Source organism: Methylobacterium sp. WL119, assembly GCF_008039875.1.
Lineage (GTDB): Bacteria > Pseudomonadota > Alphaproteobacteria > Rhizobiales > Beijerinckiaceae > Methylobacterium.
The window spans coordinates 1-13,345 of sequence record NZ_VRUU01000120.1 but is presented as its reverse complement, the minus strand read 5'-3'; the positions used below and the strand labels follow the sequence as shown (position 1 = coordinate 13,345).

The window sequence follows — 13,345 nt, the reverse complement described above, 5'->3', positions numbered from 1 at the left end:
GTGATAAGACCGTTAATCTGTATATCGGCGCTATTGTAAGTTTTATAATTAGCGCCGCCATAGCTCGCGCTTCCTGGATATATATCGAAAGGCCAATAATTAATTATCGCAAAATATTACTAAATCGATAAGGAGACGAATATTGTTAGTTACTTATAGTGATCTCAATGTAGAAAACGGGCGACTAGAGAGAGTGAGCGAGTATGCTTGGTTTTTATTCTTCCACCTCCGAATTATGATTGTGCTAATCCTGCAGCATTAAAGCAGATGCAGAAGGACAGTCGTCTGGGACATCGGATCGCTTCGCGTTGGTAGGCATCATATTAGAGCCGTTCCCTTCCACATTGAGTCGGGGGTAGCGGTGAGGGGTACGTTCTGATTCGATGGCGCGCTTTCAAGGGAGAGCACCATGCCGTCAGCTCTGTCAGTCGATCTGCGCGAGCGAGTCATCGAGGCGGTCGAAGCGGGATCGTCGCGCCGGCAAGCGGCGGCGTGCTTCGGCGTGCTTCGGCGTGGGGAAGGCCAGCACGATCCGGTGGCACGCGCGCTTCCGGGATGCGGGCGAGATCGCCCCCAAGCCCGCGGGCGGCGACCGGTCCCCGCCCGCCATCGAGGCTCATGCCGAGACGATCCTGGAGATCTGCCGCGCGCACCCGCAGATTTTCCTCCGGGAACTGTGCGACAGGCTGGCCAAGCAGGGGGTCCGAACCAGCACGAGTGGGCTGTGGCGGTTCTTCGGTCGCCACGGCATCACCCGTAAAAAGGGGATCTTCATGCAGACGAGCAGCAGCGCGAGGATGTGAGCGCCGCCCGAGAGGCGTGGTTCGACAAACAGATCGATCTCGATCCGGACAGCCTCGTTTTTATCGACGAGACGGCGGCCGCCACCAACATGGTGAGGTCCTATGGCCGATCCCCCCCGGGGCGAGCGCTGCCGCATCTCCGCTTCGCACGGACACTACAAGACCACCACCGTCACCGCTGCCCTGCGCACGAGCGGCCTCGTCGCCACCACCCTGTTCGATGGAGCGACGAGCGGCGAGCGCTTCCTGGCTTACGTGACCGATACCCTGGTCTCGGTGCTGAAGCGCAGCAACACGGTCATCCTCGACAACCTGAGCGTCCACAAGGTCACCGGGGTGCGGAAAGCCGTCGAGGCAGCCGGCGCACGTCTGCTCTATCGCCCGAACTTCAACCCGATCGAGCAAGCCTTCGCCAAACTGAAGGCGCTCCTGCGAACCGTAGCTGCGCGCGCCGTCCCGGACCTCTGGGCTGCCATCCGACAAGACGTCGCTGCATTCCAACCCAACGAATGCCGAAACTATGTCGACGCTGTTGCATGCGATGCCTTCGACCCAACATGACCGGCAACGGCTCTAGAAGCGTCGTACGACGACCTAGAGCTCGACGCGCCGGCTACCGAGCGGCAGGTCGGCGGCACGGCGCTGGTAGCGGCTTTGGATGCTACGCGAAGGGGACCGGCAGTCTGGGCAGTTCGTCACTGCGGCTCCCGACCTCACGACCAGATCGGTCCGGTCGGCCCCGACATCGACATGATCGACGACGAATCCAGTAGGTACGAGGCTCGATGATCGGAAGCGAGGACGCATGCTGCGGCTCCATCGTGGATGTCCGCAACCTCAACGCTGCCGGCATCAGCGAGAGCAAGTCAGAGCCAAAGTTCGCCGCCGATCCAGAGCCAATGTTCAACGCTGTTTGACAAGCAAAGGCCTTTCTCAGCCCTTGCTTGAATCACACCCTGCTCAAATTGTACGACTTATTGCCAAACAGACTTTGAGTGCGGTGTGGCGACATTGACCTGACCGGCTGGCTTTGGCCCGGGCTGATTGAGAGGATCGGCCAGGACCGAAGGAGTTGGACATGAAGCGAAGTCAGAAGACGGGCGCGGAGTAGGTGGTGCGAAGCTGCGCCAGATCGAGGTTCAAACGGCGCAGGGCAAGAGTTTGGCGATAGCGTGTAAGGAGGCGGAGATCTCCGAGCAAAGCGACACACGCTGGCGCAAGGAGTACGGCGGCCTTCAGATCGACCAGGCCCGTCGGATGAAGGATCTGGAGTGCGAGAACGCGCGATTGCGCCGGCTCGTGGTTGACTTGTCCCTGGTGGGTCAGGTGCTGACGGACGTCGCCGCGGGAAACTTATAGCCCCGGGGCGACGCCGGCAGGCTGTCGACGGCATTCGCGAGAAGTATGGTCTCCCAAAGCGCCACGCCTGCCGGATCGTTGGCCAGCATCGGGGCACGCAACGCTACGTGCCCACCGTGCCAGCCGATGAGGATGCGCTGACCCGCGCCATCATCGCCTTCGTGTCCGGGTACGGACGCTACGGCTACCGCCGTGTCACCGCGCTGCTGTAGGCAGCGGGCTAGCAGGTGGGCAAGGACCGGGTTCAGCAGATCTGGCGTCGTGAGGGGCTCAAGGTCCCGCAAAAGCATCGGCCGCGGAGCCCGCTGTGGTTGAACGATGGCTCCTGCGTACGGCTGCGGCCTCTCCATCGCAATCACGTCTGTAGCTTCGAATTTGTGCAGGGGCAGACCCATGACGGGCGAAGTCTGCGCATTCTGACGCTGATCGACGAGCTCAGTCGTGCCTACCTGGCGCTGAAAGTCGCGAGGCGCATCAACAGTTTGGGTGTGGTCGAGGCGCTGGCAGATGCGATGTGCCTGCATGGCATCCGCGACAATATCCGCTGCGACAACGGCCCAGAGATGATCGCGAAGGCTTTGCGGAAATGGGTCACCAAAACTGGCCCGCAGATCCAGTACATTGCACCAGGATCGCCGTAGGAGAATGGCTATTGTGAGAGCTTCAATGGCAAGCTGAAGGATGAGTGCCTACGACAAGAGATCTTTTGATCGCTCAAGGAGGCACAGACCGTGGTCGGGATCTGGCAGAATACCTATAACCGCGTTCGACCGCATTCGTCCTTGGGCTACCGGCCGCCCGCGCCTGTTACCGTCCCGGATCTAGCCTTCTAGCTACCCATGGTCGCCACAATGCAGTAGCCTCTCAATCGGCCTGGTCCAAAATACCGGTCAGGTCAGGCGCTCCTCGTTGGTACGATCATACACACACATCAGAAGGCGGCCGGTATCGCCAAAGGGGGTATGGTATGAGAGCAAGCACGTTCGAGAGAGATTAAGAGTTAGGCGCATAGATTAACTCAAGTAAATCCAAAGTTATGAATCCAAATAATATTATAAATATAATTCGAATTCGCATGCCGCCGAAATCTATCGAGGGGAAAACATAGTGATACCTGATAGCCTACCATATTCGACAATACCTCGCATAATACATCATACATATCCGATTCATGATCTCCCAGATTCACTTTCTAAAAATGTTGAAAATATAAAAAATATTAACCCTAACTGGGAACATAAATTATATGATGATGCCGATATCGAAGATTTTATTTCGAGTCAGTTTGGCAATAGAATGCTTAGAATATACAGAAGCATTGACCCAAATTATGGCGCCGCTCGAGCGGATCTGTTTAGATATTTGGTAATATATATATATGGCGGTGTTTATCTTGATATAAAAAGCTCAATAGTACTGCCTCTTGACGAAAATTTGCTCGAAGATGATAGATACGTGCTTTCTAAGTGGCGGAATAGCTTTGGGGAGGAACATGAAGGGGCTGGCTTGTCCGGCCCTATGAAACGTATTCCCGGTGGAGAATTTCAAAACTGGCATATAATTAGTTGTCCCAGGCATCCCCTTCTAAAATTAGTCATAGATTCGATAATCAGAAATATATTGAATTACAACCCTTGGATAAATGGGGTTGGCAAAAGGGCGGTCATTAGGATGACCGGACCCATTGCATATACAATCACAATTACAAAAAATTTGAGTCAGTACGAAGTACGACAAGTTAGAAACGAAACTTTACTAGGGATGACCTATAATACACTGCCGGGAGTTTCTGATCACAAAAACCTATTTGTAAATCATTATTCTAAAAACACTGATCCATTAATTATCCCATCAGAACGGACAAAATTTGTTTGGAATACATACTCAACTATCTATCGTGCAATGCACCCTGCCATTAGAATATTTAAGTGGCTAGGTATGTGGAGTCTGGCTAAGTTAAGATTTATAAAATATAAAATTAAAAACTCTAGGTCTTAGTGCGTTCGCAACTGACAACGCTTGCCCTGACCTGTATGTCATACCCGGATATAGCTCGCTCTCCCTGATCTGAATGGGTCGACACCACAGGTTTACCGCCTCTACTGCAGGTCAGCGGGTGAAACCGTAGCCACGAGCAGGCGGCCGTCCGTATACGTCAGTTCGTGGCGTCCTCATCCTGAGCTTGTCGAAGGGGAGTCCAACGAACCGCCAGGCCTGATCGTAACCGCGATTGCCTTCCAGCCCCACACCATCCGAGCGGGCGGCTTGCGCATCGACGACACATCCGGTCGGGCAGGCCTCATACCAACTCTCATTAATCAGAACCCATGGGCCCATTGGCGCAAACCGATGGACATGATGCGCCAGGGCTGGGCGATGAGCTTCGTCCAGGCGTCGCAGCAGTGATCGATGATGTCGTCGTAGGATTTGAAGATCCGGTTTCCGAGCCAGTTTTTGCGAAGGAACTGCCAGAGGTTCTCGACCGGGTTGAGTTCGGGTGAGCGCGCCGGCAGGGGCAACAGGGTGATGTTGTCGGGAACTGGGAGCTTCCTGGTGGTGTGCCAGCCGGCCTGGTCGAGCAGAAGCACGGCGTGGGCCCCCGGAGCGATGGTCGCTGCGATTTCTTCGAGGTGATGAGCCATGGCTGACGTGGTGCAGCGGGGCATGACCAGGCCTGCGCCGACGCCCCGGGCCGGGCAGATCGCCCCGAAGATGTAGGCCGAGGCCGTGCGCTGATCCTTGGGTGCTGCGGGTCGCGTTCCACGCTTGGCCCAGCGCCGGGTCAGGGTATTCTTTTGGCCGACACGAGCCTCGTCGCAGAACCAGACCTCTATCGGCTTGCCGCCGACGGCCTGCGCGATGTCCGTCAGACGGTTGGGGAAGTCTTTTTAAAAACGGCCGCGGCGTCCGGATCCTGGGCGTGATGGCGCGGACGGGTGGAGAGCTTGCGGTAGCCCATGGCCCGCAAGACCCGGCTCAAGGTCTGCTCGGAGACTGACACGCCGTGACCCTCGGCCAGGATCTGAGCCAGATCGCACAATCGCCAGCGCACCACACCGTGTGCGGCCGGCGTCGGTCCCTGTTCGACCAGCACCTTGAGGACATCGCGTTGGTTGGCGTTCAGGCGCGGACGGGCCCCAGGGGCCCTGCCATCGATCAATCCGCGCGGGCCATCGGCATTGAAGGCCACGACCCAGTCGCGCACTGTCTGCAACCCGACCCCGCCGATCTCGGCTGCCTCCGAGCGTGTACCGCCCGCGGCGATCACTGATAGCGCCAACAAGCGGCGGGTCTGGGCCGGATCACGCGAACCCTTGGCCAGGCCGCGTAAGGCCTCGGCATCGAAATCCGAACGCAGCGGCACCGGAGCAGCCATCGCATCCTCCTCAGGCTCCAAACCCAAGGAAAGAATCACGACCGAGATGCCGACGCTACCCCGTATGAGTCCTGCTCAGCGAGACTTGGTATCACGTCCTACCTACTCACAGTCGGCCAGCGTGAGGGCATGGCCGAGGCGTTCAAACACCCTTGCCTGCAGCAGGCGCGAGAACCAGTGATGCACTGTGCTGCACGGCGGGCGGATGAACTCGCCATGGCGATAGCGCTGCATGCAGTGGCCGAGTACGGTGTCGTCTAGGACATTGAGAGTTGCTGACAGGGTCGTGGTGCCATGGCGGGTATAGTCGTGGGTCTGAGCAGCCGGGTGCTCTAAACCGAGGGGCTGATCGGGGGGGGGCGCTCCAGGGCCTGGATCTAATACTTCTCGTCGATGGACAGCACCACGGCGTGGGCGGCCGGCTTTATGTAAAGGTTCACAACATCCTCGACCTTCTGGGCGAAGGCCGGGTCGTGCAAGCGATTGAACGTCTGGATCCGATGCGGTTACGGACGATGCTCCCGCCAAATCCGTTGCACGGAGCGCAGTAAGGTCCCGACCCGCGCGGCGATGGCTCGGCCGGGCCAGTGCGGGACCTCGCCGGTTGGCTTCGAGCAGGTCAGTGCCAGCACCTTCGGCAGCGTCCGCGCGGAATGTGATGGAGTGCCAGGCAGGTGGGTCTTGTCATGCAGCAGACCTTCGACGCCCTCCTCGGCAAAGCGTTGAACCAAGCGTGGGTGCTCTCGAATACCCAACGGTGACGACCAAGTCTCTCGCTACTCTCGATGTCCCTGCTTGCGATTCCACGCGTCCGACGTTCGTGCCGACGGGGTCTGGCATCATAGGCCTTGTCGGCGTGCAGCTTGTCCAGACGGCGTCACAGTCGCCCGCACCGGCCGCTGCGCAGAAGCGGGATGGCATAGAGGTGGCATGACACCGTCGTGCTGGTTGCCCGCGCAGGCAGCCGCCAAGCGGCTTACCGCGCGCATCAGTGACGAGGTGGCGCTTCGTGCCCGGCTTACCTCGATCCGTTGGGTTCGGGCCGGTGGCGGCCTCCCTTTTCGGCCGGGACAGATGCGCTGTCCAGGCAAGCCCGACTCCGGTTGATCTAACCAGCCGCGTGCAGGCGCTCCAGCAACATCTTACGTAGTCGGCGCCATACGCCCGCCGCATGCCAATCTCGTAGCCGACGCCAGCAACTCATGCCGAAGCAGTAGCCCATCTGGGCCGGCAGTATTATCTACGGCAGTGCGCGAGCGCAACACGAACAGGATGCCCATGAGTGCAGCCCGGTTCTCGATCGGATGGCGCCTGCCCTTCGGACGGGTCTGAGGCGGTGGGAGGAGCGGAGCGATCTCATCCCAAAGATCGTCGGGGAGAAGAAGTCTGACCGTGCCAAACCAACTCTAAAAGTCCCGCTCGGTGCCGCTCTGTTAGGCACTCTAGAATATCTACTCGGCCGGTTTTTTTCGAATTTTCAGGGCGTGCTCGGGTTCGATGCGCCAAAATAGTAAATCTAATACACCCCGCAAATTGCCTCGAAGTCGGCCTCGTCTATCAATAAATGCTTCCGGAGCTACTGACCATAATAGGTTGCTGAGAAAATTGCGGAATAAATGATCTATAACTTGGAGAAAGGTCATCGTTCCTTTGCGAAACATATAAATCGGATTTATAATTTGCGAGTAGCCTAGCTGATCGCCCGCTATGCGACCACCTTTTACACCCATATGAACGCCTTGTGCTTCGGGACATTTAACGAATCGCCCGCCGCGAGCGGCCAGCGCAGCGCCAAAATCTCGATCCTCCAACCAACCATACAGGACAAGGCGCTCGTCAAAACGCAAATCTCCGACGGCAGAATGGCGGAAAGCCATATTACAACCGTAAGGACTGAATGGCTCAATCAAACGAGATGATTTCGCCGGATAACATTTAGACAGCAACCGGTCAGTTTCATCAAAAGTCAAGCCAGGACCTTTAATTCCATCAGCAATTACGCCCCCAGTGAAACCAACTATATCATCATTGTTCTGGAATTCGACCGCACATAAACGCAGCCAATCAGGTGAAGGAACAAAGTCATCGTCAAAGAATACAATTATATCTATTTCTTCGGGTATCGCTGAAATAGCTCTGTTACGCTGTGCTGCGAGGCCGGGTGGCCCGGTTAACACATTGACTCGTTCCCAGTTCGCAACTTCGCCTACATCTTCAGGCCTGACGCATGAAACGATTACAACAGCAGGACGATGAGTTTGGCGGTCGAGGATTCTCTGTAAAGTCTGAGATAGCACTCTAGGACGTCCCAAAGTAGCAATTACGACAGCTACACTTGGTAAATCTATCAAAGCGCGAGGTCTATTAACTTTTTTTACGTGAGGATTGTTCATTAGATCAATGTAACCTTTTGCAGTATCAGTCCAAGAAAACATGAGTGCTTGACTCTTCCCTCGCGCTATGAGGTCTTCACGGAGTGCATCACTTTCTATTAGAGCACGGATATGTTCGATCCATCGGCTGGGCTCGGTTGGTGACGCCAGCAGTGCAGCGTTACCACAAATTTCTAATAAACTTGTGCGATCTGAGGAAATTACTGGACAGCCACTCGCCATTGCCTCTAGAACCGGAAGACCGAACCCCTCAATAAACGATGGAAACGCTAAGCATATCGCTCGACCTAATAAAAAGGCTAGGTCATGGTCAGTCACAAAACCTAAATGCCGAATATTATTTCGAGAAGCAACAGAGTCTGACGAAAATATGTTAACCTTTGCGCCAACTATTACTAAATCTATATTTAATTTTTCTAACTCTTCCGCAATTCCGATTAGAAGGCCTAAATTTTTGTGACGCGCACGAGATCCTAATGCAAGGACGAAAGGACGTTCTTGGCCATCCGGGAACCGGCGCAGCAACTTCGGCGCTAATGTTGCTTGACCAGGGTCCCATGAATAGATGTGTTCGTATCCGTTAGGTAAAACAACGATATCAGAGACAGGCATAGATAAGTGATAGGCAATTTTTCCAGCTGAGTAGGTAGATACTGTAGTTATCCTCGCTGAATTACGCGCTAGTAGGGGCTGAATGGTTTTATACAAAATTCGAAATCTTGCTCCATAGCTTTCAGGCATAAGAAATGTATTTGCATCATGAATACATATTACCTGATCTCTTTTGGAAATAGGCCCTGTATTGCATAGATTTAGTAAACGACCTTCCCATTTTCTAGGAAGCGTAAGCTGTTCCCAAAGATGCCCAGTGCTATTTCCAGCCGGCCTAAATAATGTTCCATTTAAATTCGGATCTTTGACGTCGAAGGGTGCAATCAATGGGACTACTTTTCCACGCGCGGCGGCGGATTCACCTAATAATTGTGTGACGCTTCGAGCGTAACGCTGAACTCCAGTTTTTGGTTGCCCGAAAAAACGAGCATTAATAGCGAATGCCTCGAGATCTGCCATAAAGTCCTCCACATAGAACGACCGTTCAATATATAACATAAATAAAAGATGGGCGTCATGACTAGATAGAGCTAAGCATGTATCGTCTATCCCCAGGAGAAGCGTCACTACCAGCCAATCGTCGTCGCAGGGCTAGGTGATAATCAGGGCATCTACGAAGTCGGATTTGGCACGTTGACGAGGCATGGCTCGAATGTTTGGCTTCGACCATTATTGAATGATGTTTCAACTTCAACGGCTAGCCCAACGCCGCCTGAGAATCGTTCGTGCATTAATCCCAAATCACTCGGCGTTAAGTGACTTTCTGTTCGCACTGCGCTTTGACTTTCCCTAGGAGTACCTGCCGCAGACAAGGCGGCATGGCGCGATCATATCGTGTTTGCAACAGGGGCACGACTACAGAGCGTCTCAGATTTGGGCCACCCTGCATTGCACTTTGCCAGAACGCCCTGAAGGAGCGGGACAGCTGGATTTGTGTCGCACCGCGCTCGACATCTCCAGCGTATCGCCCAAAAGAGGGAGCCGGTCGCTGGCCCGAACCTAACACACCCGGCGAGCCGGACAAAAAGCGTCACCTAGTTGTCTGTGCCTAGGGCACACCGCTGAACGCGATCCCCCACCCCACTCGGACAGACAAGGCGGTCTGCATCGCAGATCGAACAATCTATACGCTAACAAGGCCCAAAATCACCTCGGCTGCTGCCGAGAATTAAGGATACGCGGGATAATGCCATTTATGGCGTGGCGAGTGATCGAGAGGTGTGAGCGCCCGAACAGTCACTATTGCAGTGTGGAATTTACCTTGACATAGCTAACCTGCCCCTACTGATTGATCATCTGCTGCGCACGGCGCACCGTCATCCATGGTGCCATCAAACACTAGCTACATCTTTATCCTACTTAACCAATAAACGCGGCTCTGCTAAATCCCATAAATTGCGGCCATATCTCATATTGATAACAGGCGAAAATGTTGCTCGCTCTAAAGTATGATAGTTGGAAATTTTCCACTAGATTGCGCGATATTGAGCCTCTACGGCCACCGACTACTATTGTTGAAAACAGCAAGCAGGACCAATTAGATAGTAAATATTGTTCTTCGTTGTTTAATTTTAAGACCATGCTGCAATCTGTCAATTTTTAATGCTGTCTATTTATGATTATTCATCTGGCAGGGCAGCAGGATCTGGAAACACAACTTTTACAACATCTCCTGGCAATATTTCGGTTGCGTCAACTGCATTTAAAGTCTCTAATTTGTTATTTGATAATCTGCTAACATAAAAACTTATACTTTCTAGCTTATTCACTTGACCATTTATTGCATTACCCTGAAGTATATCCTTTGCTTGTTTTAGTCTTCCTTCGATATCTGCAATTTTGTTTCTAGCATCGATGGCTTCAGTCAGAGCAGATGCTCGATACCGCTCTTTTGTATCAATAATTTCTCGCTCAATTTTAGATAATTCCTGTTGAGCGCGTAGTTTAGCGACCGAAACGTCCAAGCGCGAGCTTTCGACGGTCGTAACCGTTTGTTCGGCCGCTATTTGCCTCGGATTTACAGTCAAACCTCGGCTCACAAGGTCAGTTACGACAGATAAATCCTTTTGAGCGAGTTCTTTTTGCTTTTGAAGATTCAACTCTTTATTTGTTAATGTCGTAAGTTCTTGGCCAAGAACCGATTTGATATTGTCTAGGTTTTGAAGTTGCAACTTCAAGGTTTCTCTTTTTGAAGCAAAAAGGGCCTCTTCTCCCGATTTAGTTTTTTCTAGAAAGGTTTTTTCGACGGGCGCTCTTATATCAGATGGAAATTTTACCTGCGTAGCGCCAGACTGCTCTGCTTCTAACCGAGCAAGCTTGATGATCAAAGCAACTTTTTGCTGAGACAAAACGACGATATCGCCGTGTTGCACGATATTATCACGTCGATATGATAGTTGATATTTTTCACGGTCTTTTGAGAAACCGGCAGCCAATGCAACCGCTTGAAGAATATTTAGCCCGGGCCGGTATTCGTAATTTCCAGGTTTCTCAACATCGCCAATAATATAGAAGGGCCGATATTTACTTATCTCCAATGCTGCGTTTGGTTTTTGCGCTAATCCGATTCGATTTTGTAATTTAACGGATATCTCATCTGATAGGGCCGCGACTGATTTTCCTGAAGCAATTATCATTCCTAGGAGTGGAAGCGAGATTTCACCGCTTGCTCCTACAGTGAACTCGCCGCTAAGTGCTGTCCATTGATATGCTTCACCGGTACCAGGACGCACATCAGATAGACGAAGGTGCACTTGATCAGCAGGGCCCAATTTATATTCTATAGCTTCAGCCTTAATGCTGACTAAAAGGCAGTGATTTAGTACGAGCCAACCAAGAGTAGATCTCGATGCAAATTTCATTTAGCTAAACTCTTTAGCTTCTTACGAACAGATTTTCACATACTATACGCATTTTTTGGCGATGTCGAGTTCCATTTCGTATTCTTTTCGAAGTCGGGTGGCTATCTAAACTTGCACCATATCGTACCTAATCTGCTAATTCATGCATTGCGCTCTGCAACGCCATAGCTTTAGCTGAGCCGGCCCACCTATCGGCCTAGGACCGTCTTGAAGGTCGCGACTAGTTTGCAGTTACCGTGGCAGTTTACGCCTGTCATAGCGAGTCTGACCGGTGTTCCATCGGCGTTTACGACAGTAGCATTTGGTGCTAGGCTTATTGTAGTCAGTTAGCTTCGGGGCAATCGCGGCGCCCATTTCTGGCTGACACCCTACCGATGTCGAGCACGGCGCGTGACTAGCCCAGGGATCTTGCGTCCTTAAGCTTTTCCAGCAGCACACAACATAAAGCCGCCATGCGCCTACGGCTCACCGATCCGTCGCAAGCTCGTCTTGCCTGTTTAGCCCAGGAGGTTCCTGGCACGTACATCCACTGCATGCCAGCGCCCAGCGCTGGAGCTGTTCCCGGTCATGTTGGGTCGAAGACATCGTATCCAGCAGCGGCGACATAGTTTCGGCATTCGCGAGGATGGAAGGCTTTGAAGGCGTTTCGGATCGCGGTCCAGAGGTCTGGTACCGTGCGCGCGGCGGCCGTTCGCAGGAGCGCCTTCAGCTTGGCGAAGGCTTGCTCGATTGGGTTGAAGTCGGGGCTATAGGCCGGGAGGTAGAGCAAGCGTGCGCCGACCGCCTCGATGGCTTTCCGCACCCCGGTGACCTTGTGGACGCTCAGGTTGTCGAGGATGACCGTGTTGCTGCGCTTCAGCACCGAGACCAGGGTATCGGTCACGTAAGCCAGGAAGCGCTCGCCGCTCGTCGCTCCATCGAACAGGGTGGTGGCGACGAGGCCGCTCGTGCGCAGGGCAGCGGTGACGGTGGTGGTCTTGTAGTGTCCGTGCGAAGCGGAGATGCGGCAGCGCTCGCCCCGGGGGGGATCGGCCATAGGACCTCACCATGTTGGTGGCGGCCGCCGTCTCGTCGATAAAAACGAGGCTGTCCGGATCGAGATCGATCTGTTTGTCGAACCACGCCTCTCGGGCGGCGCTCACATCCTCGCGCTGCTGCTCGTCTGCATGAAGATCCCCTTTTTACGGGTGATGCCGTGGCGACCGAAGAACCGCCACAGCCCACTCGTGCTGGTTCGGACCCCCTGCTTGGCCAGCCTGTCGCACAGTTCCCGGAGGAAAATCTGCGGGTGCGCGCGGCAGATCTCCAGGATCGTCTCGGCATGAGCCTCGATGGCGGGCGGGGACCGGTCGCCGCCCGCGGGCTTGGGGGCGATCTCGCCCGCATCCCGGAAGCGCGCGTGCCACCGGATCGTGCTGGCCTTCCCCACGCCGAAGCACGCCGAAGCACGCCGCCGCTTGCCGGCGCGACGATCCCGCTTCGACCGCCTCGATGACTCGCTCGCGCAGATCGACTGACAGAGCTGACGGCATGGTGCTCTCCCTTGAAAGCGCGCCATCGAATCAGAACGTACCCCTCACCGCTACCCCCGACTCAATGTGGAAGGGAACGGCTCTAATATGATGCCTACCAACGCGAAGCGATCCGATGTCCCAGACGACTGTCCTTCTGCATCTGCTTTAATGCTGCAGGATTAGCACAATCATAATTCGGAGGTGGAAGAATAAAAACCAAGCATACTCGCTCACTCTCTCTAGTCGCCCGTTTTCTACATTGAGATCACTATAAGTAACTAACAATATTCGTCTCCTTATCGATTTAGTAATATTTTGCGATAATTAATTATTGGCCTTTCGATATATATCCAGGAAGCGCGAGCTATGGCGGCGCTAATTATAAAACTTACAATAGCGCCGATATACAGATTAACGGTCTTATCAC

The 13,345-nt window shown here is 53.9% G+C and carries 5 protein-coding genes and 7 pseudogenes; 4 read left to right on the top strand and 8 right to left on the bottom strand.

Annotated elements, in window-relative coordinates; all coding sequences use genetic code 11:
- Positions 1 to 409 precede the first annotated feature (409 nt).
- Positions 410 to 1,364: pseudogene (locus FV227_RS25080) on the top strand (IS630 family transposase).
- Between the two features lie 36 nt (positions 1,365 to 1,400).
- Here FV227_RS25080 and FV227_RS25075 read toward each other — a convergent pair.
- Positions 1,401 to 1,610, bottom strand: a pseudogene (locus tag FV227_RS25075) (ISL3 family transposase); the annotation flags it as partial.
- On the opposite strand from FV227_RS25075, the gene FV227_RS30385 reads away from it, so the two are divergent.
- From FV227_RS30385 to FV227_RS25065, 3 genes and pseudogenes are all read left to right on the top strand, one after another.
- Positions 1,589 to 1,720 carry a hypothetical protein gene (locus tag FV227_RS30385; protein WP_281406273.1) on the top strand — a complete coding sequence of 44 codons (132 nt, stop codon included), beginning with the start codon at positions 1,589 to 1,591 and terminating at the stop codon, positions 1,718 to 1,720. The pseudogene FV227_RS25075 and the gene FV227_RS30385 sit on opposite strands and share 22 nt — an antisense overlap.
- Before the next feature lie 194 nt (positions 1,721 to 1,914).
- A pseudogene (locus tag FV227_RS25070) lies at positions 1,915 to 2,995 on the top strand (IS3 family transposase).
- 274 nt (positions 2,996 to 3,269) lie between these two features.
- Positions 3,270 to 4,160: a glycosyltransferase gene (locus FV227_RS25065; protein WP_187274947.1), complete on the top strand. Its 891-nt coding sequence runs from the start codon at positions 3,270 to 3,272 to the stop codon at positions 4,158 to 4,160.
- Positions 4,161 to 4,270: 110 nt separating this feature from the next.
- Here the strand turns inward: FV227_RS25065 and FV227_RS30105 are convergent.
- From FV227_RS30105 to FV227_RS25035, 7 genes and pseudogenes are all read right to left on the bottom strand, one after another.
- Positions 4,271 to 4,463 (bottom strand): annotated as a pseudogene (locus FV227_RS30105) (hypothetical protein); the annotation flags it as partial.
- A 17-nt stretch (positions 4,464 to 4,480) separates the two neighbouring features.
- Positions 4,481 to 5,577, bottom strand: a protein-coding gene (locus FV227_RS25060; protein ID WP_147860160.1) for an IS630 family transposase whose coding sequence is annotated in 2 segments (ribosomal slippage) — positions 4,481 to 5,046 and positions 5,046 to 5,577 — 1,098 coding nt in all. Because the reading frame shifts where the segments join, the coding sequence is not laid out codon by codon here.
- A 162-nt stretch (positions 5,578 to 5,739) separates the two neighbouring features.
- Positions 5,740 to 6,263: pseudogene (locus FV227_RS30100) on the bottom strand (IS630 family transposase); the annotation flags it as partial.
- A pseudogene (locus FV227_RS25050) lies at positions 6,260 to 6,893 on the bottom strand (IS5 family transposase); the annotation flags it as partial. The pseudogenes FV227_RS25050 and FV227_RS30100, both read right to left, overlap by 4 nt.
- Positions 6,894 to 6,989: 96 nt before the next feature.
- Positions 6,990 to 9,002, bottom strand: a complete 2,013-nt coding sequence (locus FV227_RS25045; protein WP_147860159.1) for a glycosyltransferase — start codon at positions 9,000 to 9,002, stop codon at positions 6,990 to 6,992.
- Between the two features lie 1,160 nt (positions 9,003 to 10,162).
- Positions 10,163 to 11,404 (bottom strand): polysaccharide biosynthesis/export family protein, encoded by a 1,242-nt coding sequence (locus FV227_RS25040; protein WP_147860158.1) that lies wholly within the window; start codon positions 11,402 to 11,404, stop codon positions 10,163 to 10,165.
- Between the two features lie 565 nt (positions 11,405 to 11,969).
- Positions 11,970 to 12,936 (bottom strand): annotated as a pseudogene (locus FV227_RS25035) (IS630 family transposase).
- Positions 12,937 to 13,345 lie beyond the last annotated feature (409 nt).